This window comes from Methanobrevibacter filiformis (genome assembly GCF_001639265.1).
Taxonomy (GTDB): domain Archaea; phylum Methanobacteriota; class Methanobacteria; order Methanobacteriales; family Methanobacteriaceae; genus Methanacia; species Methanacia filiformis.
Window position 1 is genome coordinate 1 of record NZ_LWMT01000274.1, and the last position, 24175, is coordinate 24175.

Annotated in this window: 18 protein-coding genes; 10 read left to right on the plus strand and 8 right to left on the minus strand. The window is 27.3% G+C overall.

Annotation, left to right across the window (positions count from 1 at the left end):
- Window positions 1-186 precede the first annotated feature (186 nt).
- Window positions 187-597: a secondary thiamine-phosphate synthase enzyme YjbQ gene (locus tag MBFIL_RS08890; protein WP_066973689.1), complete on the plus strand. Its 411-nt coding sequence runs from the start codon at window positions 187-189 to the stop codon at window positions 595-597.
- 38 nt (window positions 598-635) lie between these two features.
- On the opposite strand, the gene pheT is transcribed toward MBFIL_RS08890, so the two are convergent.
- A complete protein-coding gene (pheT, locus tag MBFIL_RS08895) occupies window positions 636-2285 on the minus strand; it encodes a phenylalanine--tRNA ligase subunit beta (protein WP_066973691.1) in 1650 nt (549 codons plus the stop codon).
- A gap of 282 nt (window positions 2286-2567) precedes the next feature.
- On the minus strand, window positions 2568-2924 hold the full coding sequence (locus MBFIL_RS08900) for a hypothetical protein (RefSeq protein WP_066973693.1): 357 nt from the start codon (window positions 2922-2924) through the stop codon (window positions 2568-2570).
- Between the two features lie 439 nt (window positions 2925-3363).
- Between MBFIL_RS08900 and MBFIL_RS08905 the strand changes: the two genes are divergently transcribed.
- The 4 genes from MBFIL_RS08905 to MBFIL_RS08920 all read left to right on the plus strand — a co-directional run bounded on the left by MBFIL_RS08905 (window position 3364) and on the right by MBFIL_RS08920 (window position 9283).
- Entirely contained in the window at window positions 3364-6162 is a 2799-nt protein-coding gene (locus MBFIL_RS08905; RefSeq protein ID WP_066973695.1) for a valine--tRNA ligase, read from the plus strand.
- 378 nt (window positions 6163-6540) lie between these two features.
- Window positions 6541-7929, plus strand: a complete 1389-nt coding sequence (gene aroA, locus MBFIL_RS08910; protein ID WP_066973698.1) for a 3-phosphoshikimate 1-carboxyvinyltransferase — start codon at window positions 6541-6543, stop codon at window positions 7927-7929.
- Between the two features lie 68 nt (window positions 7930-7997).
- Window positions 7998-8753: a precorrin-4 C(11)-methyltransferase gene (gene cobM, locus MBFIL_RS08915; protein WP_066973700.1), complete on the plus strand. Its 756-nt coding sequence runs from the start codon at window positions 7998-8000 to the stop codon at window positions 8751-8753.
- 29 nt (window positions 8754-8782) lie between these two features.
- Complete coding sequence (locus MBFIL_RS08920) at window positions 8783-9283, plus strand: hypothetical protein (protein ID WP_066973703.1); 501 nt, start codon at window positions 8783-8785, stop codon at window positions 9281-9283.
- Between the two features lie 130 nt (window positions 9284-9413).
- On the opposite strand, the gene rpiA is transcribed toward MBFIL_RS08920, so the two are convergent.
- The 4 genes from rpiA to MBFIL_RS08940 form a co-directional block, all read right to left on the minus strand.
- Complete coding sequence (rpiA, locus tag MBFIL_RS08925; RefSeq protein WP_066973704.1) at window positions 9414-10082, minus strand: ribose-5-phosphate isomerase RpiA; 669 nt, start codon at window positions 10080-10082, stop codon at window positions 9414-9416.
- A 153-nt stretch (window positions 10083-10235) separates the two neighbouring features.
- The gene (locus MBFIL_RS08930; protein WP_066973707.1) at window positions 10236-10619 is read right to left on the minus strand and encodes a hypothetical protein; all 384 of its coding nucleotides are present in this window, start codon (window positions 10617-10619) and stop codon (window positions 10236-10238) included.
- Between the two features lie 480 nt (window positions 10620-11099).
- Window positions 11100-11531, minus strand: coding sequence for a UPF0179 family protein (locus MBFIL_RS08935; RefSeq protein WP_066973709.1), 432 nt, complete (start codon window positions 11529-11531; stop codon window positions 11100-11102).
- A 118-nt stretch (window positions 11532-11649) separates the two neighbouring features.
- Window positions 11650-12693, minus strand: coding sequence for an NAD(P)-dependent glycerol-1-phosphate dehydrogenase (locus tag MBFIL_RS08940; protein WP_066973711.1), 1044 nt, complete (start codon window positions 12691-12693; stop codon window positions 11650-11652).
- 669 nt (window positions 12694-13362) lie between these two features.
- Between MBFIL_RS08940 and proS the strand changes: the two genes are divergently transcribed.
- The 5 genes from proS (at window position 13363) to MBFIL_RS08965 (ending at window position 17724) form a co-directional block, all read left to right on the plus strand.
- Window positions 13363-14760 carry a proline--tRNA ligase gene (gene proS / locus MBFIL_RS08945; RefSeq protein ID WP_066973714.1) on the plus strand — a complete coding sequence of 466 codons (1398 nt, stop codon included), beginning with the start codon at window positions 13363-13365 and terminating at the stop codon, window positions 14758-14760.
- Window positions 14761-14826: 66 nt separating this feature from the next.
- Window positions 14827-15504 carry a 2-phospho-L-lactate guanylyltransferase gene (cofC, locus tag MBFIL_RS08950; protein ID WP_066973716.1) on the plus strand — a complete coding sequence of 226 codons (678 nt, stop codon included), beginning with the start codon at window positions 14827-14829 and terminating at the stop codon, window positions 15502-15504.
- A gap of 7 nt (window positions 15505-15511) precedes the next feature.
- The gene (gene thiD, locus MBFIL_RS08955; RefSeq protein ID WP_066973717.1) at window positions 15512-16249 is read left to right on the plus strand and encodes a bifunctional hydroxymethylpyrimidine kinase/phosphomethylpyrimidine kinase; all 738 of its coding nucleotides are present in this window, start codon (window positions 15512-15514) and stop codon (window positions 16247-16249) included.
- 30 nt (window positions 16250-16279) lie between these two features.
- A complete protein-coding gene (locus MBFIL_RS08960; RefSeq protein WP_066973719.1) occupies window positions 16280-17011 on the plus strand; it encodes a DUF4241 domain-containing protein in 732 nt (243 codons plus the stop codon).
- A gap of 338 nt (window positions 17012-17349) precedes the next feature.
- A complete protein-coding gene (locus tag MBFIL_RS08965) occupies window positions 17350-17724 on the plus strand; it encodes a DUF2283 domain-containing protein (RefSeq protein ID WP_066973721.1) in 375 nt (124 codons plus the stop codon).
- A gap of 428 nt (window positions 17725-18152) precedes the next feature.
- Here the strand turns inward: MBFIL_RS08965 and MBFIL_RS08970 are convergent, their stop codons facing one another.
- Window positions 18153-18611, minus strand: coding sequence for a hypothetical protein (locus tag MBFIL_RS08970; RefSeq protein ID WP_066973723.1), 459 nt, complete (start codon window positions 18609-18611; stop codon window positions 18153-18155).
- 48 nt (window positions 18612-18659) lie between these two features.
- The gene (locus MBFIL_RS08975) at window positions 18660-23876 is read right to left on the minus strand and encodes a DUF4132 domain-containing protein (protein WP_066973725.1); all 5217 of its coding nucleotides are present in this window, start codon (window positions 23874-23876) and stop codon (window positions 18660-18662) included.
- Window positions 23877-24175 lie beyond the last annotated feature (299 nt).

The following is a 24175-nucleotide window of genomic DNA, read 5'->3' on the forward strand; positions in this document are numbered from 1 at the left end:
AAAACACATTTAAAAAGTTTAAAACTAAAACACAAAAAATAGACCAAAAAACTAAAACAAAAACTAAAAAACATCTAAAACCATATCCAACAATCATAAACCTTTATTTTAATTATGGATAAACTCCTGATAATATTAAAAAAGGAATAATTATAATAATTCATTAAATATAAAATAGTGGTAATTATGAATGCTTATTCAAATTCAATAGCTATTAAATCAAATACTAGGTTCTCAATAATTGATATAACGGATAAAATCAATGAAACAATAGAAAAACTAAACATAACAACAGGAATAGTTAATATTTTTTCATATCATTCAACTTCATCTATTATAATAAATGAAAATGAAGAGGGATTAATAAAAGATATGGAAAACACACTTAAAAGATTAATTCCAGATGAAAATAGATATTATCATGATAATATTGATAATAATGCTGATTCTCACATTAGATCAATGCTTTTAAGTCCAAGTGAAAGTATTCCAGTTAAAAATAGGAAATTAGCACTTGGGACATGGCAATCTGTTTTCTTTATAGACTTTGATGGACCAAGAAGTAGGACTGTTGAAATTACAGTATTAGGGAAATAGCTATTTAAAGATACTGTATCTTATGATTTTATATTGATTTATAAAAATTCAATTTCAAAAGCTATCACTGGATATTCTAGTTCAAAATTAGTAATAACCTCTGGAGAAATTTCTCCAAAAAATCCTGTAATGTTTCCACTTTCTGAAGTTCCTTTAATGTTAGCTACTCTTCCTGGAATAAAACTTGAATTATTTGACTCTAATATTTCCATTTTATAATCTAAATTAGCTATTATGCTTGCTATAGTGGATTTTATTTCAGTAAAATTAGCTGTGGAATGGCATATGGCTCCAGCTAGCTTTTTCACGGTTTTTGTTTTAGTTTCTTTTTCTTCATCAATGTAGATAACATCTCCAATTTCAAATATCTTCTGTGGGAGATCTTCATGTTTATTATCTTCTAAAAATTCCATTAAACCATTAATTAAACTTTTTCTAATCATGGTCCTATCAATTGTAATGGGTCTTGCTACTTCTACTCTATCGTCTTCTTTCTGATTCATTAGGGCATAATGAGCATTTTCACTTGTAAGCATTAAACTCATTATTTCCTGGAATCCTAAGCCTATCATAACTTCTCTCATTGTTTTATCATTACTAAACCATGGATTTTCATATGCTACTGTTGAAACATCTGGTAACTTTGATTCAATCTTTTTTATACAATATTGAATAGCTATATTTTCAACAAGGTCTACTGGATGGAGTATATCTACTCTATATGCTGGAATTTGGATTTTAAGCTCATTATCATTTATTATTGTACTGTTCATTCTAGCTTTTGATAATAATCTTTGGGCTTCTTTTATATCAATGTTTATTCCAATTAGTGAGTTTATAAGATTTAATTTAACATTTTTCTCATTTGGAGTTAAATCTGGTGTTATTATGGTTTTATCTGGATAAACAATTTCCATTGTTTCAATTTCTCCTCCAACTTCTGCAAATGAGCTGCATATAATGTTTAGTGTTTGATTCACTGCTTTTTCATCTGTTCCTGTAACATCTACAAGTATATTTTCAGTGTCTTCTGTAAGTTTAGTTAATTCACCATTTATAATTGGTGGCATGCTCAAGACTTGATTATTTTTATCAAGAATTAATGGATACTTATCAAATTCTTCAATAAGTTTTGCATATTTTGAACCTTTTTCGTGTTCTTGTAATATTTCCTCAGGACTTAATTTGTTTTTGTGTTCCAGTGGTATAAAGCTATTTTCACTTTTTTCTGTTGCAATATAACTGTATGGTCCTTCAATAGGGTCAAGATTATGAATACCAATAGCTACTTTCTTACGATCCCTTCCAAGAACCCAGTGTAAATTTTCTTGAAAATCCATAATTTGTTTTATTTTATTTCCTTTCATATTTATGTTTTTTATAAGTGCAAAAGCAATATATGGTCTAATTTTGACAATATCTGCATTGACATAAACTTTTTGTCCAGAACTTTTAAGATCATATTCAGGTAAACCAGTTTCTTTAGATAAAAAACCTTTTAAACTTCTTGAGACTCCTTCAATAGATAGTTGATCAGGTCTATTTGGAAAAAACTCGACTTTAATCTCATTATCGTTGAAGTCTTCAATGTCGCTTCCAAGCATAGGTAAAATATCAATTAATTCATCTTTTTCAAGTTCTATTCCAAGGTTTTTCAAATCTTGATATTCAAAGGTAATAACTGGCATTAATTAACTCCTAAATTGTAATTTAGATTATTATTGTAATTTAGATTATTATTGTGAAAAGTATATTAAAATATAGTATAAATGATATAAAAATTTATTATTATAAGAAATATTATTTTATTTTATGTATTAAATTTTTTTATTAAAATAAGTTGTAGTATAAATGGACATAACTTTATTATTTAATAATAAGCTGAATAATGCTTTTTAAATTTTAAACTATTTTTCTTTTTAAAATAATTTTTTTTGATGCTATTGTAAATTGTATAATACTAAGGGTTATTAAAATCCACATATTGCAATGAAAAACAATGATTCTATTACAAAATGAATTGCTCTATGTTCTAAGTGGCTTTCATCATGGATTGTAAGTGTATGGGTTATATCAATTACAAGATGTAAAACTGCTGCTAAAAATCCGATTTGAAATGAAAAACAAACTATTGACATAAATACAAAATGGAAAACTGCTTCAATGAGTTCATGGGTTAACCATACTTGCATATTTGAAGATAGAATTTCGTTTAGCATTCCACCGAATATTATGTAGAAATCTTGAAAAACATTCCACATAATTTTACTATGAAGCTCGTCGCTAATAGCTAATGCTATAGCTATATAAAACCACATTAAATTCATTTTTCCACCTCACAATAAAATTTATATTGTATGAAATTTAAAGATAATAATGTTTTTTAATTATAATTTTCATATAAAATACCCTTATTAGGGATATTAAACATAAAATTATTATATGTATTTTTATGTTTATTATGAATTAAATATATTTCTATAATATTTGGTATTTTCATTAGAGATTATATTATTTATTATTCTGATTTTAATTAATAATTCTTATTGATTAAATATTATTTTAGATGTTGATTTCGAAATTTAAGAAAATCTTCGATTTTCTAATGTTTAAAATTTCTGATTTTAAACGAAGTAAAAAATTTTTTCAAAATCATTTTAAGCTATAAAAAACTGATTTAAATTCATATGATGAGATTTTGCAAAATTTTTTATTTTGCGAAATCAGTGTCTAAATATTACTTATTTCGATATTTGGAGAAAAGACATGACAAACAAGGAAATTCCTAAAGATTATGATCATAAAAAAGAGAAATATTGGCAAAAAATGTGGCATGATGATCAGATTTACAAATTCATTGGTGATGGAACAAAGCCACGATACATAATTGACACTCCTCCACCATATCCAACAGGCTCAATTCACATGGGACATGTTTTAAACTGGGTTTACATTGATATTCTTGCACGATACAAACGATTAACTGGGCATGATGTTTTATTCCCTCAAGGGTGGGATTGTCATGGGCTTCCAACTGAGGTTAAAGTTGAGCAAACAAATAATATTAAAAAGAATGATATTTCTCGAGCTGAATTTAGAAAGCTTTGTGTTGATTTAACTGAGGAAAATATCAGTATGATGAAATCTCAAATGAAGTCAATTGGATTTTCTCAAGACTGGAATAGGGAGTACATTACAATGACTCCAGAATACATGAAGAGAACACAATATTCATTTTTAAAGATGTTTAAAGATGATTTAATCTATCAGGGTATTCATCCAGTTAACTGGTGTCCTCGATGTGAAACAGCTATTGCCTTTGCAGAGGTGGAGTATGATGCAAATGAAACAAACTTAAACTATGTAAGATTCAAGGCATTGACTGAGGATGAGGAAAATCCAAATGAACAAAATGGAGTTTTAATAGCTACAACAAGACCTGAATTAATGTCTTCATGTGTAGCAGTTGTAGTTAGTCCAGAGGATGAAAGATACAGTGATATTATAGGAGAAAAGGTTAAAGTACCATTATCTGGTCAAGAAGTTAAAATCATAGCTGATGACGAAGTTGATCCAGAATTTGGGACTGGGGCAGTTATGGTTTGTACTTTTGGAGATAAAACTGATGTATCTTGGGTTAAAAAGCATGATTTAGATATTATTGACTCTATTGATGAAAAAGGAATAATGACTTCTGCAACAGGTAAATACGAAGGACTGTCTATTAATGAATGTAAAATAGCTATTATTGACGATTTAAAAGCAGAAGGTTCTGTTGAAAAACAAGAAAAAGTTGGTCAGAATGTTGGGCAATGTTGGAGGTGTAAAACACCAATAGAAATTCTTGTTAAAAAACAATGGTTTATTAATGTGAATAAACTCCAAGATGATATTAAGCAAGCAACAGATGAAATCCATTGGGTTCCAGAACACATGAAAAGCAGATTATTAAATTGGGCAGACTCAATGGAGTGGGACTGGTGTATATCAAGACAAAGAATCTTTGCAACACCTATACCTGTATGGTTCTGTGAAAAATGTGGTAAGGTTCATGTTGCAACAGTTGAAGAATTACCAGTTGATCCAACACAAACTTCTCCAATAGCTATTGACAGCAATGGAAACAAAACACCTTATAAATGTGAAGAATGTGGTTCAACAGAATTTAGAGGAGAAGAAGATGTTCTTGACACATGGATGGACAGCTCAATCTCACCATTATCCATAGCTGGATGGCCCAAAAATGATTATAATAAAATGTTTCCAGCAGATCTTAGACCACAGGGGCATGATATAATCAGAACATGGGCATTTTACACTATACTTAGAACTAAAGCTTTAACAGGTCTTAGGCCATTTGATGAGATTTCAATCAATGGTATGGTATTTGGTGAAGATGGATATAAAATGAGTAAATCTCGTGGAAATGTAATAGCTCCTGATGAAGTAATAGAAGAATATGGTGCTGATGCACTTAGAACATGGGCAGCTAACAGTGTTCCAGGATCTGATGTTCCATTTAATTGGAAGGATATTAAATATGGACATAAATTCCTAAGAAAATTCTGGAATGCTTTTAGATTTATAACAATGCACCTATCAACTAAAGAAGAAGAACAAGGAATTGGAAAAGAAACAGTGTTCAATGAGTTCAATGCAACAAATAATTTCCAAGTAATTATAGACAATCTTGAGCCAATTGACAAGTGGATTTTATCTAAACTAAACAAATTGATAATTGAAGTATCAGAAGGCTTTGAAAATTATAACTTTGCAAGCACAATTAATTCAACAGAAAAATTCATTTGGCATGACTTCTGTGATGATTATATTGAAGCAGTAAAACACAGATTATACAATAAAGAACAAACTGGCAATGGATTAACCTCAAAAGAAGCTGCAAAATACACACTTAAAACAGTTATTGAAACAACCCTAAAACTCTTAAATCCTATAACTCCCTATTTCACACAAGAAATCTATAGCTATTTAAATGAACTTACAAATGGATCGACTCAATATAATCAATATATTGATAATACACAATGGCCAAAAGCAAATGAAGATTTAATAAGTGAAGATGCTGAAAATAATGGTGAAATAGCTATTAATCTTATTGGTGAAATTAGAAGATTTAAATCTTCATCAAAAATTCCATTAAATGCTCCAATTAAATCAATAAATATATTTTCAGAAGATAAATCAATTATAAACATAATTAGTATTTTTGATAATGATATTAAAGGAACATTAAAAGTTAATGAACTGAATGTTGTAACAGGAAAACCTAATGTCCAAGAGAAAGTTGTTGAGATAACTCCAGCAATGGACAAAATAGGTCCACAGTTTAAAGGTGAAGCACCTAAAATAATAAAGTACTTAACCTCAAACAATCCTGAGGAAATAGCTAAATTACTTGAAAATAATGGTGAAATAGCTATTGAAAATAATGTTATTACTGAAGAACATGTTAATATGAAAAAAGAATTAATTGGTTCTACTGGTACAAAGGTGGACTTGTTAAATTTGGAATCTCTTAATTTAGTATTGGAAGTAATTAAATAATAACTAATTAATGTAAAACAATATTTTATTATTTTTAATTATTTGTTAACTAATTATTTATTAATATTAGAATTATATGTCCGTAAACATGAAATTTTTGTAATAGTTATAACTTAAATATGTGTATTACTAAGATTACTCAGAAACCTTAATCTTATTTATTTTTTACAAATATTTATAACACTTTAAAAAAATAATATTTGTATAATATATTTTTTAGATGTTTCTTATTAAAGAATATACAATCAATGAAGTTTCGAAATACTTAAAAATTTAAGTATTAATTCAATTAATGAAGATATGTTCAAAAACACTAACTATGTGAATTATACAAATAATAAAAGACAAGAAGATTATAGCTATTGTTAATGTGATGTCATGCTTTTAAAGGTTAAAAAATTGTCAGAAATTGGAGGTATTGTTAAAGCACCACCTTCAAAAAGTTATACTCATAGGGCAGTTATAATTTCATCATTTGCTAATGGAGAATCTACACTTCATGATCCATTAATTTCTCAGGATACTTTAGCATCAATCAAGGCTTCTAAATGTTTTGGTGCTGAATTAGAAGTTATTGGAATTCCTAATTCTTATGGTGATGAAATAGACATCAATAATGTATCTAAAAATATAACTGGGCATGATAAAGTTAGTATAAATGTTAAAGGGACAGAAAACATACATAATTATTCATCTAATGCTATTGACTTAATGAATTCTGGAACAACACTCAGAATCATGACTTCTATTGCTGGACTTGCTGATAATGGTGTAATTTTTACAGGGGACTCTTCACTTAAGACAAGACCAATGGGACTTTTACTTGAAGCTATTAAACCATTAGGTGGGGATGCAGTGTCTATTGAGGGTAATGAAAAACCTCCTATAGCTATTAACCCAGGATTTATTGGGGGTAAAACTTCTATTGGAGGTAATGTTAGTTCTCAATTTATTTCTTCAATTTTAATAGCTGGTGCAATCTCTAAATTAGGTATTGAATTGGAAGTTAAAGGAGATTTCATATCAAAGTCTTATGTGGCAATGACATTAGATGTAATGGAAAAATTTGGTATCAAAATTGATAGTGATTTATTTACTAAACATGATGATTGTGATAGGGATCTTAAAAAATCTTCATCAGCAACATTTAAAATAAGTCCGCAAGAGTATATTGGGGCAGACTATGTTATTGAGGGAGATTATTCTTCAGCTTCATATTTACTTGGGGCAGTGGCTATTGCTGGTGGTGAGATAACAGTTAAAAACTTATTTAAAGATTCAAAACAAGGAGATAAATTAATAATCGATGTTTTACGTAGAATGGGTGCTAAAATATCTATTGGTAATGATTCAGTAACACTCACATCTTCGGGTGAGCTTAATGGAATAGATATTGATTTACATGATGCTCCAGACTTACTTTTGACGGTTGCTGTTCTTGGTGCTCTTGCAAATGGTAAGACTACTATTTATGGAGTTCGTCATGCTCGTTTTAAAGAAACTGATAGAATAGCTAAATGTGCTGAAGAACTTAAGAAATTACATTGTAATGTGTGTGAATTAGAGGATGGTTTGGTTATTGAAGGAGGACTGAGTTCTGGAACTGTTAATTCTCACAGTGATCATAGAATAGCTATGGCTTTTAGTTTAATTGGACTAAAACATGAAATAGCTATTGATAATGGAGAAGTTTTTGATGTGTCTTTTCCAAATTTCATTGAAGCAATGAATGAAATTGGAGTTGTAGTATATTTAGATAACTCTTAATTTATCCATGCTGTTAAATCAGTTGTAGATTTTATTAAATAATTATTGTTATTAATCTTTGTGATATTATGAAAGCTAAAGTGATTTTTGTCGGTGCTGGTCCTGGAGATCCTGAACTTTTAACAATTGGTGGGTATCGTGCTATTGAAAAAGCAGATATTATCATATATGCTGGTTCACTTGTTAATAAAGAAGTATTAATTCATAAAAAACCTGATGCTGAGGTGCATAATAGTGCATATATGGATTTAAATGAAATAATAGCTATTATGGAAAAAGGAATAAGTGAAAATAAATTAATAGCTAGAGTTCATACAGGTGATCCATCAATCTACGGTGCAATAGGTGAGCAGATAAGAGAACTTAAAAAAAGGAATATTGATTACAAAATTATACCTGGAGTTAGCTCAGTTTTTGCATCAGCTGCAGCATTAGAGACAGAATTAACTTTACCAGAAATATCACAAACTGTAATAATAACAAGACCTGAAGGACGAACCCCAAAACCAAAAAAAGAGAGTTTAACAAGTTTAGCAAGTCACAATGTAACAATGTGTATATTTCTTGGAATAGCTATGATTGATAAAGTTGTTGAGGAATTAAAAGAATCATATGCTGATAACACCCCAGTAGCAGTTGTAAAAAAAGCATCATGGGATGATCAGTTAATAATAAGAGGTACTTTATTAGATATTGCTCAAAAAGTGAAGGATGCAGATATTACGAAGACTGGAATGATTATCGTAGGAGATGTATTAAATCCAGGGGACTTTAAACCATCTAAATTGTATGATGAACATTTTAAACATGAATATCGAAAATAAATATTAATAATATAACAACTAAGATTTATATGAATGCTGAAAATGAATATTGGATTTTTTATTATGTTACAATTGTAATAGCTATTATTGTGTACTATTTAGTATTTAATATAACTAAAATAGATACTTTGTTTAATTTAATAGTTATTTTAACAGCTATTTCAATAGTAGGATATGCACTTGTTAAAAATTATGGAACAATTTTTCAAAAGACACTTTTGATTGCAATTTCGATTTTAATGCTAATTTCGTGGGGAGTTTATTCTAAAGTGTTAATAGCTTCCTTTTTAGGTATCTTATTACCTGCAGATATGTTAATAGCTAATGAAAAAGAGTTTTTTTCAATTCCAACATTAAAAGTAATAGATTCTTTCTATTTACTTGCTATTATTGTATTAATTTTAGTAAGTGTTTATGAAAACATGCCTATTTTATTAGATATTACTTTATTACTATCTTTAATATTAACAGGTCAAATGATGTATCTTAATTATAAATCCTATAATGTTTTAGAAAATTTAATAAATTAATAAAAATAATTAAAAATAATCTATTTTATATTAAATCCAAAATAATAAACACTTTTATTTTAATATTTAATTATATAAAATTAATAATTTATTTTGTTTCTTTTTTATTTCTTTTTAATACTTTTATTTTTTATTTTAATATTTTTATTCCATTAGAAGTACCAATAATAGCTTTATCTGTCATTTGGGAAAATATTCCGTTTTCAACAACTCCAGCTATTGAATTTAGATCTTTTTCAAGTTGTATTGGGTTGTCTATTTTTTTAAATTCTGCATCTATGATGAAGTTTCCATTATCTGATATTACTGGTCCTACTTTTCGTTCGGCTTTTCTAATAGCTGGTATTCCTCCCATGTCAGTTATTGCAGAGAAAACTGTTTTTCTTGATTCTGGTATTATTTCAAGAGGGACTGGGAACTTTCCAAGAGTATCTACACATTTTGAATCGTCAGCTATTACAATGAACTTTGCTGCGGCATAATCAATGATTTTTTCTAAAGTATGTGCACCTCCTCCACCTTTTATTAAATTAAGGTCAGGGTCGATTTCATCAGCACCATCAACTGCTATATCAATATCATGTTCATCTAAAGATGTAACAGGTATGTTCCATTGTTTTGCAAGTAAAAATGAATCATATGATGTTGGTATTCCCATAACTTTTATTTCTTCTTCTTTAACTTTTAATCCAATAGCTTCAATAAAATAATTAGTTGTTGATCCAGTTCCAAGACCTAAAATTTGTCCATCTTTAACTTCTTCTGCTGCAGCAATTCCTACCATTTTCTTTAAATTCATTATGATTCGTCCTAAATCTGTAAGAAATAATAATTCTTTTATAAATGCTTTCATTAAAATAAATAATAATGTTCATTATATTTTTACTTTTTAAAAATAAGAATTAAAATTGTATGGTATATAACTAAAAGTCATATACTTTAAATAATCTAATCAGTAATTATTCAACTCGTTTTTAAACATCCTATAAAACGTTTTAGTACTCATTCCATAATGTTTGAAGCTCAAACCTTTAGTTTTTGATCCTATAATCTTCATGGTTATTTTAACTTTAGTTTTTCCTTTAGTGAACTGTATTGTACCCATAGGGATGTTTGTAGAATATATTTTTGCATACAACTTCATACGAATATAGTTTTTACCTTTATAATATGAATTGTATTTCACTGTTATTCCTTCTATTTTTATTTTTCCAGAATCAAATTTTTTTAATTTCGCTGCTGAAACTGGCTCAGCAAAAGCTAATTGCAATCCACAAACAAAAATAATACATATAAATATTGCGATTAATCTTTTATACTTTAAATACTTCCTCATTTTATCACTGTAGTTAATAAATTAGATAATAATTCTTTTAATTTAATGTCTTGGATTTTATAGATATGAAACAAACATTTCAAACTTTTAAAAAAAGCTTTAACAAATTTCTCTAAATTCCTTTTTAAAATAAAAATTCGTTATATATATGATATTTCAAAATAATTATTTTAAGTATGATAAATGTGTTTATTGATATTAATTTATAAATCAATCTAATGTTTCATTATCTAATATTGATTTAGGAAATTAATTATATATAACTCTTACTAAATTACTAAAACTACTTAAAAATACTTAAAAATTAATTATTTGCTTAAATCTAAATTATATCCTAATAATTGAAAAAATGAGGGGTTAATATTATTTTTTATTTTATTTTAAATATTTTAATTTGTTTCTTTGGTTTAAATAGTATTTTTTGTTTTAATATAGTGTTTTTCTGTTTTAAATAGTTGGTCATTTATATTTATTCTTAGTTTATACTTTAAGAATTACTTTATTTAATAAATAACCTTTTCCACAGCCATCGATATTTTTTTCAATGATATTTTCTACTGTACATTTTTCTCCAGGATTTATTCCTTCAGGGAAACAATATTCGTGGTATATGCATTTTATATCACATTCTGGGGGACTGTGAACTACTCGGGATCCTTTAAAAGATTTTTTAGAATCTATAAATGAAGTTATATTAGCTTTTTCTACTTCTACAACATTCACATGTCCTGTGTCATGTATTGGGCAGATCTGTTCATTTTCTTTAACATCTGTAATAATATACTTTCTTCCTTCTTCTAGTGAATCTACACAAGATGACTTAAATCTACAGGATTCACATTCTTTTGCAGGTTTATTGTAAGTAAAGACTAACTCTTTTTCAGCTAAGTCTTTACCAATCAATGTTATCATTAAATCACTCCTAACTCTTTTTTTTAATTGTTTATATTTCTTTATTTATTTTTAATAATCCTGTAATTTAATTAGATACATTTTATTTGCATTTTATATTGTAATGGCATTTAATTGATTATATAACTTCAGTTTTAATAGCTAAATTTTCAGCAGCACTTTTAGAGAGTCCTCTATCTCCAAGTATTGTGTATCTTTCTTTTCTAATTGTATGTGCCATTGTCAATGCTTTAATTATATATTCTGGTTTTATTTTTAGTTCTTTTGATGTTGTCGGCGCTTTGATTTTTTTTAATGCATCTCTTATGAATTCCCAGTCTCCTCCTTGTAAACACATCATTAATATTGAGCCTACTCCACATTGTTCTCCATGTAATGCTGGCTGTGGAGCTATTTTATCTAATGCATGACTAAATTTATGTTCTGAACCACTGGCAGGTCTGCTTGTCCCCGCAATACTTATTGCCATTCCACTACTAAAAAGGGATTTTACAACAAGCCTAGCACTTTCTTCAAGTCTTGGTTTAATTGCATCAGCAGATGTAATCATGAGTTTAGCAGTCATAAGTGAAAGTGCAGCTGCAGATTCACTGTAATTTTCGTTCTGAAGTCTTTTTGCTAATTTCCAATCTTTAACAGCAGTATAGTTTGATACAATGTCTGCACATCCTGAAACTAAGAGTTTAAATGGAGCATTTCGTATAATATTTGTATCTGCAATTACTCCAATTGGAGATTGCGCTTTTAATGAGTAGGAACCTTGAGGATCTTTAATAGAAGCTAAAGGTGAAACTATTCCATCATGTGATGCTGCAGTTGGTGCTGAAATAAAATATATATCTCTATTTGTAGATGCCATCTTAGCAACATCAATAACTTTACCTCCTCCCACTCCTATTATTAAAGAAATATTATCTAATTTCCTGTCTACTTTTTCAATGGATTGTTTTGTTGCTTCGGTTATTTGAACTGAGTCTACTGAGTAATTCTCCTTTTCTAAACTATCAATGGCTTTTTTACCGCCAATTTTTAAGGTATTTTTTCCAGATACAACTAAAATATCTCCATCAATCCTTAAATCTTTACATATTGAACCAGTTTGTTCAAGAACATCAGGACCAATATGTACTTCCCGAGGCATTTGAATTTTTTTAGAATCCATAATATCTTAACCTTTATATAATAATATATGTTAAACATTTAATATAATAATTTTGATTTAAGACACTGATTTCGCAAAATAAAAAATTTTGCAAAATCTCCTCAAATATCAAGTTAATATGATTTAGTGATAATTTTGATTTGAAAAAATTTTCATTTCCTCTAAAATCGGAGATTTAAAATGTTAAAAACTCTTTGATTTTCTAGATTTCGAAATCAATGTCCAAACTATTAGTTTCTTGTGTTTCATGATTTTAAATTGTTTTTAAAGAGTGTTAAATTAATTAAATCATTATTATTAAATATTAGGTCAACATTATCATATTAATTAACTTAATTAATTTATATGTATTATAAAATTGAAATTAATTAATAAAAAATATTAATATTAATAAAAGCATAATTAATGCTTAAAATGCTTTATTTATGGAAATAGCTTTTGTTCAAACTTTTTTTAAAAGTTTGAAATGTTTGTTTCATATATTTAATTATCTTTTAAATAATTTTATTATCTCTAATATTAAATTAATAATATACATATCATATTCTAAATTTTAGTTGAATTTTATATAGTGAAATGAATTTATTAAATGCTAAGTTATTATATTTATACTTCATAATAATTAAACTAATTCTATTATTTATTATAACAAATTTATAAAGTGATAAAATGGAAAATTTTAGTGAATGGTTCCATAATGTTTTAGAAGAAGCTGAAATATTAGATTCTAGATATCCAATTAAAGGAATGAGCGTTTGGCTACCTAAAGGATTTAAATTGAGAAAATATATTACTGAAGAACTTAGGAAATTATTAGATGAAGAACATGATGAAACATTGTTTCCATTACTTGTTCCTGAAAATGAGCTTGCTAAAGAGGGAATACATGTTAAAGGGTTTGAAGAAGAAGTGTATTGGGTTACTCATGGAGGATCAAAAGAATTAAATGAAAAATTAGCTATTCGTCCTACTAGTGAAACAGCAATTTATCCAATGTTTGCATTATGGATAAGGTCTCATATAGACTTACCTATAAAGTTGTATCAAGTAGTAAACACTTTTAGATACGAAACAAAGCATACTCGTCCACTTATAAGGGTAAGAGAGATAACAACATTTGCAGAAGCACATACTGTTCATGTTACAAAGGAAGAGGCAGAAGAACAGGTTAAAACTGGAATAAAAATATATTCTGAACTTTTTGATAAGTTAGCTATTCCATATATTGTAAGTAAACGCCCATCTTGGGATAAATTTCCTGGAGCAGACTATACAATGGCATTTGACACATTTTTTCCAGATGGAAAGACATTACAGATTGGAACAGTTCATAATTTAGGTCAAACCTTTGCAAAGACCTTTGATATTAAATATGAAACTACAGAAAGTACTCATGAATTACCTTATCAAACATGCTATGGATTATCTGATAGGGTAATCGCTTCAGTAATAGCTACTCATGGAGATGAGAAAGGATTAGTTCTTCCAGCAATTGTTGCTCCTGTTCAAGTAACAATAATACCAATTATCTTTAAAGATGGTCAAGAAGAAGTATTATCCAAGGTAGAAGAAATAGAAAAACTCATAAAAGATAATGGATTTAGAGTTAATGTTGATAATAGAGATATTAGGCCTGGTAAGAAGTTTTATGAAGCAGAACTTAATGGAACACCTTTAAGAATAGAAATTGGTCCAAGAGATTTGAAAGAAAATAAAATTGTGCTTACACGAAGAGATACTTTAGAAAAAATTAATGTTTCACTTGAAGATGATTTAATAGATATTATAAATGATTTATTTGAGGATATGACTAAAACTATGAAAAATAAAGCTTGGAAGAGGCTTAATGGAAATGTTATTAGTGTTGAAACTCTTCTTGAAAGCAAAAAAACCATTGAAAATGGTCAAATAGCTTCTATTAAATGGTGTGGTGAAGATTCTTGTGGTGAAGATATTGAAGAAGAAACTGGTTTAGATATATTAGGTACACAAGAAAAAACAAGTGGTAAGTGTATATATTGTGGCAAAGATGCAAAATATAATGCTTTAATAGCTAAAACTTATTAAACTTCACTGAATACTTTTTAAACACTTTTTAAACACTTTTTAGTAATGATTTTAGAGGTTTTAATAATGGATGATATTTATGCAATAATTCCAGTATCTAAGTTTTCCAATGCTAAAACAAGACTTTCACCATTTTTAAATTTAAAAGAAAGAGAAAATCTTTTAAAAGCAATGCTTAAAGATGTAACAAGTACACTGAATGAGTATGTGGATAAAATAATAATTATTAGTGCAGATAAGGATGTTTTAGATTATGCAAAAACCTTAGGTGCAATATCTATAGTTGAAAATGATGAATCTAACTTAAATTTAGCATTAATTCAAGCAATGGACTGGGCAAAAGATAAGGTGGCTAAAGTTATTATAAGTCCCTCAGATCTTCCATTAATATCTCGATCTGGATTAGATTCTTTAATCAATAAAGATTGCAAAAATTATGATTTTATCATTGTTCCTTCAAAAGGAGGAGGAACAAATGGTCTTATTATAAAACCTTTAGCTATTAAAATGGAATTTGGAGAAAATAGCTATAAAAAACATCTTAAACAAGCATGTTTAAATAATTTGAACTTTAAAATCCATGATTCTTTCTTCATGTCATTAGATGTTAATATAACTGAAGATTTAGGGGAAATAATGTTACATGGAGAAGGTAGTCAAACTCAAAAATATCTTAAGAGCTTAAATATAGTTGTTAAACCAATTCATGGAGCAGAACGTTTAAAAGTTACAAGAGGAGATTAAAGATACAATGATAGGGCTTTCGGTGGCAGGATTTGATCCTTCAGGAGGAGCAGGAATCTTAGCAGATATAAAAACATTCTCATCACTGGGGATTCATGGAACAGGTGTTGTAACATCTCTTACAGCTCAAAATCCTAAACAATTTTTCTCATCTTTACCAATCACAGTTGAATATGTTAAAGAACAGTTTGATTCAGTATTAGGGGAATATAATATTAACTATGGAAAAGCTGGAATGTTATATTCAAAAGAAATCATTGAGGTTGTTTATAAGAAATTTAAAGAATATAATATAGGATATATCGTAGACCCAGTTATGGTTGCAAGTAGTGGGGGTAAATTAACAGAAAAGAATGTGTTAAATTCTGTTAAACATTTTTTAAAGGATGCTTTACTTTTAACTCCTAATACTTCAGAAGCTGAAAGTTTATCAAAAATAGCTATTAATACTTTAGATGATGGAATTGAAGCATCAACTAAAATAGCTAAATATTCAGATGTTTTGATTACTGGAGGACATTTTAATGGAAAAAGTATTTTAAATATAGGTGGTGAAGTAGAAATCATAGAAAATGAGTTAATTAATACAAATAACACTCATGGAAGTGGATGTACTTTATCTGCAGCTATTACATCTTATTTAATTAAAGGATATGATTTAAAAATAGCTATTTTAAAAGCAAATGATTTTGTTAAGTTAGCTATTGAAAATGGATGGTATGGAACATTAAATCAACAATTTTAAAATAAATTAAATATTGGGGCAGGGAATAAAATGTTAAAACCTACAAAAGAATGGTTAAAAGAATATGAAGAAATTAAATCAAAATTAAAACCTTTAAATGATTTAAATGATTATTTTACTAAAAAAGAGATCGCAGGAATTAAAATAGACCAACTTTATATTGGTGATATAGAAATACCAACAGGTAAAATAATGGCTTATGATCCGCTGATATATTATGATAAAACATATTCTACATACATACAAGAAGTACCTACAGGTAATTTTCCAGTAACTTTGTCTATAGCTATTATAAAAGATTGGGGAGATAAATATGCAGCAGTTAAAGTTGAATTTAATAATAAAAAACCTATTCGATATGAGCAAGGACTAACTGGAGATGAAAATTTCAAAGGATTTGAAAAAGGAGATTTTTTCGGATTTGCTGTTGATACTGGACTTGCAACAATACTGGATTCTAAAACAAATGATGAATATTGTGATTTTATTGAAAAATGGTATAAGCAAACAGATGGTGAAATTTATGATGACTTATTTGCTTCATTATTAGAAGATAGCTATAATAAAAATCCTAAATATCAAAGAGAAGGTGGAGACTGGTTAATGTGGGAAATTCCAGAAACAAACCTTAAAGTTCCAATTTTTGCAAGTGGATTTGGAGATGGTGTGTATCCAGTTTATTTTGGATATGATCACGATAACGATGTTTGTAATATTATAATTCATTTTATTGATATAATTGAGGAATTTAAAGAAGAATAATCTTTAATTTTAATATATTATTTTATTATTTATATTTTTTAGCTCTTCTTTTACATTATTGAACATTTTAATTTTTGGAGCTAAATTTTTTTAATTATAATTATTATGATCTGTTTAATATTGGCATTATTTTATGATTATGATGCTTAATTATGTTATTAAAATCGTAATTGTTCTAAAAGACAAATTTGTAAATCTTCCAACCGTTCATCCAATAAAAAAGACAGTTTTGAAAACATGAAACAAACTTTTGAAAAAAGTTTGATCAAAAGCTATTTCAAAAATTAAGCAATTTAAATTAAGAAATGCTTTTACTAACATTAAAAGGAGGAAAAGATATGAAAAAAAAGATAATGAGTGTAGATTATGATTATGAAAATGATATTCTATTCGCTTTTTTAGATGAAGAATATTATAAAGACTTTGAATACTCAGAATTTTTAGACAGTTCAGTAAGTATAGATTTTGACAAAAAAGCTATTCCTATAGGTGTTGAAATATCAAATGCATCTACTAAATTTAAAACACAAAAACAATACCTAAAAGACATATTAAGTGGAGCAATATATATTTCAATCCATGAAAAAATAGAATTAACTGTCAATTTATTTGTAATAATTCATAACAAACCTACTTCTTTAAGTCCTGTTGATTTAAGTAAAGATAACAGTTTAAACATTCCTAATGTTGAAACTTCAATGGCAGTAGCCTAATATCTTGGTAATTTAATTTTCATGGTATTTATGTATTATATTGCATGTATCATTACATAAGATTATATTTCTTCCTATTTAATTTTAACCTAATGATTAAATTATACAGAGGATTGCTTTGGATGTCGGAAGTTAATGTCAATCTATGAATTTTGGAAACAATCATAAATTTTTAAAGTTTATCTCATATGACTTCTGTCATTTAGCTAAAATGACAATTTGCTTATTACTATTTTTATATTTTTTAATATTTAATATCTGTCATCTATAATTGATGACAAGTTTTTTAATACTTTTCGTATGATTATTATTAATGAAAGTAAGTTGTTATCATGTGTTGATAAAAAAATAATTATTAGTAAATTAGAATACTTTGATTAGATAAAATCCAAAAAGACATGTTAATTCAAAAATGATTAATTAGATAATTAGAATATTCCTCCAGCAAGCATTGTTAGTCTTAGGAACATAATTTCAGAATCTTCTTCAATAACTATTTCATCATCAATATTTTCTATTTTTTTATCATCAATAAACACGAAATAAATTCCATCTTTAAAAGCTAAAATAGCTGTTTCTATTGCTTCATTTTCTTTAACTTCATTTTGATTTTGTATTTTTGAAATAGCTATTTTTCCAGTTTCAGATTGTGCTGTTATTTCATTTGTAGATAAATATTTTAAAATATTATTTTCTAAATCTTCTGATTCTTTTTGTTTGCTTTTAAATTCTTCAACTTCTATTTTAACTATTTCTTCAATTAAATCTTCTAAAATTAAATTATTATTATTTATTTTATTAACTAAATTTTGATTAATCTGCATATTTTTAGTAATAATTGGATGTTTTCTACCTATTTGCTTTATATTGATTTTTATTTCTTTCATTTTTCCAGAACTCCTAAAAATCATTTTTATTTTCTTATTATTTTCTTATTATTGTGTTGTAATTTGTTTTAGTATTGTTGGATCTTCTATTTTGTCATCTTCACTTAACAGTAAAATTTTTGATATGATTTCGGCGGATTTAGGGTCATTATCTGCAAATGGTAGGAATATTCTGCCTCTATGTTGTGAATGAACTGGAAGAATTGATATGTAACCTCCAGGTTGTTTGTGAACTACACCGCTTCCAAGATGAACTGAATAGCTAGATAATTTTCCATCTATCATAACATGATTTTTCTTATATTGTATATTTTTAAGATCTAAGAGTCTTACAGTTTCTTTAATTAATGCTAATCTCATTTCTATTGTTGAATGACTTGCTTCTGGATCTACTTCTCCTGCATGAGCAACACTTACAATTAAATCCACATCTCGCATGACCTCAGAAAAGTCAATTGGCTTTACTTTATCAAAATCTACATTTTTATAAGTTTTGGTGTCTATAAACTCAACAGTTTCGATTGTTGGTGATTCAACATCACTTGGTGTAAACCAATCAGCTAACGCATAAATTTTAGCCATGTATTTTTGTTTTCTAAATAGTTTTTTCAGTCCTTCTTCATAGTCAATATTCCAACCTCTTGATTTAAGTAGTGACGCTGTAACTTTTGGTTGAACTTGATTACCACTGTAACGACGAGAAATTGATTTTTCTTTTTCTTCATCTGGAGTTAAAAGATAAATTTCTCGGAAAATCTGTTTAAATGGTTGAACTAACTTATTTTCAAATGCATATCTTTGATAATCTGATAAAACTCCTGCTTTGTAAAGGTCTAGAGTGTGTGCAATGCTTATTTCTGTTTTTTCATCAATAAGATCTATTTCATTTCCATTAATATCTATAAATTTATCTTCTTTGTATATTGCAAACTCTACATTATCATAATTGGTATCATGGGTATTATTATCTTTATTATTATCTTTATTATTATATTTATTATTATATTTATTATTATCTTTATTATTACTATCTTTATTTTCTATTTTTAATACTAATCTTTTAACTAATTGTCCAACAACTGGATGTTTTAATAATTCATGTATCTCACTTATCTTAAAGATGTTGGCATTTATCATTGTTTCTTCAAGGTTTTCCTTTGTTCTTTTATTCTGATTTGTTAATTCTTTAGCTAAATCTTTAAGTTCAATAACTTTAGGGTCTTTTCTAAGTTTAACTGGAATATTTTTCAGTAGTTTTCCATTTTTAATGGTTTTTATACCAATTTTTCCATCTGATGATATATTGAGAGATATTTCAGTTTTATCGAAATTCAATGGTTTGGCTCGTTTTATTATGTCTTTTGAGACTTTTCCTTCCATTATCCATTTAAAACTCAAGGTGTTTGTAAATCCTGAGGTTCTTGCAAGGTTATCAATAGCTATTTCACTTGCTAACTTTTCACTTTCTTGTCTTTGAGCTCCAAATTGTTTGGATTCAAGTAAAAACTTTTGAATTAGCTTATATCTTCTTAAAATAGCTTTTTCTTTATGGTCTTTTCTATTAGGTATCTTCAGTAGTCCAAATGCTCTCACATAATCTTGGTTTCGTTTGTTTTCTATTTTTTCAATGATTTCTTTTTCAGTTAGTTTTCCTGCTATTGTGTCTGCAAATATTTGGGCTCTTCTGTGTCCTGCACTACTTGATATGTATTTTGCCCCATTATATAGGCTATTCCAATGTTCTTCTCCTAAATCATTGTAAGCATCTTTAAACCAATCAACATCAACAGCACCTACTTTGAATTCATCTATTTCAATGTTAGTATATTTTCCAACTTCACTTATTTTTCTTTCATCTAAGTAATCATTTGCATGAGCATACAACCACCATGCTCCACTTAAGAACCCTTTCCAGTTAAGAGTATTGTCTACATATTCTAACCATTGTGGGGAATACATTCCAACTTCAACTAGTCTTTCTTCACTTATTCCACTTTCTTCAAATTGTTTTTTAAATTCTTTTTTATCTAATTCTTTTTTGGAGTTTTCTTGTTCTTGAGGGTGCAAAGCTTTTAAAATAGCACTGAAATTGCTCTTTTTAGTAATGTTGCTATTGTAGTAATATCCATATGAACTTCTAACAAATGTTTCTTTATCCATTCCTTGAAGTGCTTTAAAGAATCTATCAATACCTTCTATTTTAGAGATATTTGGTATTAAATTTGAGACATTTGTAGGATTGTCTCCTCGTTTAAGCTCAATTTCAAGAACACGATCAATAACAGGAATAGCTAATTCTTTTAAAAATGGATATTCTTTGATTATATTAAATCCATTGGGTTGGGGTTTTGAATTAATTTCCTTTAATCTGCCTGTTGCAAAGAATTGGAAGTATATGTCTTCTTTTTTAATTACTTTTTTTTCATAAGCCATTGCATAAGTTAGTATTCTTGGTAAATAATTACTCTTTTTTGATTTAGAATTATCATAACTCCATTTTTTAATATTCCATAATCTCTTGGCTTGTTCTGGTGTTAATTGGTCCTTATAGGTTAATTTGTTTGTCCATATATTGAAAATTGTTAAATCCTGCCAATGAATATCGTCTCCGTAATCTCTTTTTATTGGTTCATTGTATTTATCTTCTGGAATTGCAGCTACCATATTTTCATAAGATGTTAAACATAATTCTACTCTATCTTCATAAGGATATAACTCATTAAACATATTTATTAAAAATCCCATTTGTTGAGGATATTTGAAATTTTCACTAAGGAAATTAGAATTAAATATATATGGAATATGGTCTTTACCTATCTTTTTTACCCAATCTGTATTCTCTATTCCAATATAATCATTAAATGTGCAGGTTAAAAGCTCAATATCATATGATGTGAGACCACTTTTTTCAAACCAATTCATCCATGTCTCATGCAGTATTAAATTTTTATATTTGTCTTTATCATTGTTATATTGCATTTTAGGTAATCTCAAATAATTTCCAAGAATTTGTGTACTGGTATTTCCATAATATCCTTCAATTTCATACTCTGCATCTTTATTGTCATTAATAAGATTATCTAATACTTTTAATTTCCATATTATTTCTGGATAGCTAATTGAATAGCTAAACCATTTTGATTCGTTATCTTTATTTATATCATTGTCTTTTACTAATTTAGAATGAATATTGCTATTTCTTGTTTTTTTATTACGGGCTTTATCCTCATTTTCCTTATTTTTCCTTATTTTAGACAATATTTTAGATTTTAAACTGATTTTACTGTTTTTATCATTTACTTTGCTATTTTTGTCATCATTTACTTTGTTGCTTTTCCAGTAAGGTTCCTGTAGTTTTGGAGGAGTTGTTGGGGTTAAATTGCCAGGGTCATAAAGTCCGAAACCATTTTCAAATGAATATTCTTCAGTTTCTGACTCTAAGGTTTTAAGTAAATTCTTTTCAGTTATAGTTATTTTTTTGGATTGTTTTAATTCTTTAAGTATATTTGAGATTTCCAACTCATATTTTTCTTTGCTTTTAAGTGAAATCAGAATATCTAATCCTGCTTTTCTTTCTTCTGCAGTTGATTTAGCTATCAATCGTTTGGCAGAGTTAAGGAACTCCTCATCGGGTTGTGTTCTAAGTATTTCAAGACAGCCTTTTCTAAGTGTTGCAGACTTTCTTTTTAAAAGTGACTCTATATTTAAAATATCTTCTTCTTTTAAAGTTCCAACTCTTTTAATAGCTTTCATTCCAATGGTTTGAACTCTATTGCTTCTATCTGATAATGTTTTTATAGCAAAAACTCTCTGATTATCATTTAGTGGTTTTTTTTCTTTTTTCTTTTGGTTGTTATAAGACCACAATGATTCATTTAAGTAAGATGATGAGAAGTTACTTCTTTGATTAGCATTCATTTCACTGTAGAATTCAAGTAAGTCTTCATAATCTCCATGGATATCACTTAATCTAATGAGCGTATTCATTGCAATATCTCTATCAATTTTAATATTAAACCAATCAAATAACACTTTATTAAATTTACTTTTTTTATTAGTTCTCTCAAATAACTTTATAATAGGATTTTTTAAATTAGCTACTTCCTTTTCACTTATTTTTGGTTCTGAATTAGAGTTATAATTGTAATTAGCATAAGGTATTTTAAGGGAGTCTAATGTAAGATAATTTAAACTAAGATTATCAGAATTTAAATTATCTAATATTTTATCATTAAAATTAAGCTGTGTTTGGCTTATGAAATAAATAGCTATCATTTTTAAGTTGTCATTATCATTTTTAAGTAATTTGTCCAGTATTTTAAAAGTATTTTCAATATCATAAACTCCACATGCCCATAGAGCCATATATATTTCATAAACATCTTTTAAATCAGCTATTTTTTCTATTGTTTCATCTGTTCCATTAAGAATATCTTCATCATTTAGATATTTTATTCCCAGTTCAAATCCTCTTTTTATAGTATTTTTTCGAGGTTCTTCCCATCCAAGACCTGTCCAAACACCAAAGGCTCTAACCACAGAACTAAAACGAATAAGGTCATTTTTAAGAATAATTTCTATAATATATTTTAAGTTATTTGGATGGGCTTCATCTAATGTTTCTAGTATACTTTGCCTAAGACCTTCTTGTCTTTGTGCAGCTAAAAGTAAATTAGCTATTGTTTCTCTTGACTCAACTCTATCTATGAGGAGTAGTGTTTTAATTAAGCTACTATCAATCTTTCCTTCATTTGATCGTCCGTTAATTATATCTATAATTAACTTATATAATTCTTCATTTCCATTGTTAATGTCTGCTGCAAAAAGAAAACTCAATGATCGGGTATAATAACCCATACCATAGGCATATTTAGCATACTCTTCAATGTTAAGATCATAATTTAAGCAGTAAAACACATCTTTTATCCAACTTGCCTTGGATTTTAAAGTTATTTCTCTATTGCCTGGAGCTCTAAATGAACGTCTTAAATAACCATCTTGGTAAATGTAATCTTGTTTTAAATTCCATCCCTTACGGACAAGTTCAGCATAATTTCCAAAGAGCTTTTCTAATATTTTAAAAGATTTTTCTTCCCATTCAAAATCAATGCCCCAGTTTTCAATGAATTTATCTGTATCAAAAGAGTAATCAAACATTTGAATTAAAAATTTTCTTTTATCAGTATATTTTTCTTCAAGTTCCTTTTTTTTATCATAAGCTGTTACTTTGTATTTATATTCATTTAAAAATTTATTTATGTCCATTTAATGACTCCCTAAGTTTTTAATCTTTTTAATTTTGTGAATTAGCCTAATCAATTCAATTAATTTTAATATCCTTTAATTTCATCACTTAATTTTATTATTTAATATATAGGGTTTAATAATATTATTTTTAATATATTATTTTTATTTTATGATGTTTATACATTGTTATTAATCTTATTTTCAAAAATAATAATTAAATAGCTATTATATTGGAATTTTGTTTTATATTTGGGAACATTATTATAATTTTAATAAACTTAAGGTTTATTTATATTGATAACTTGTTTTTATATTGA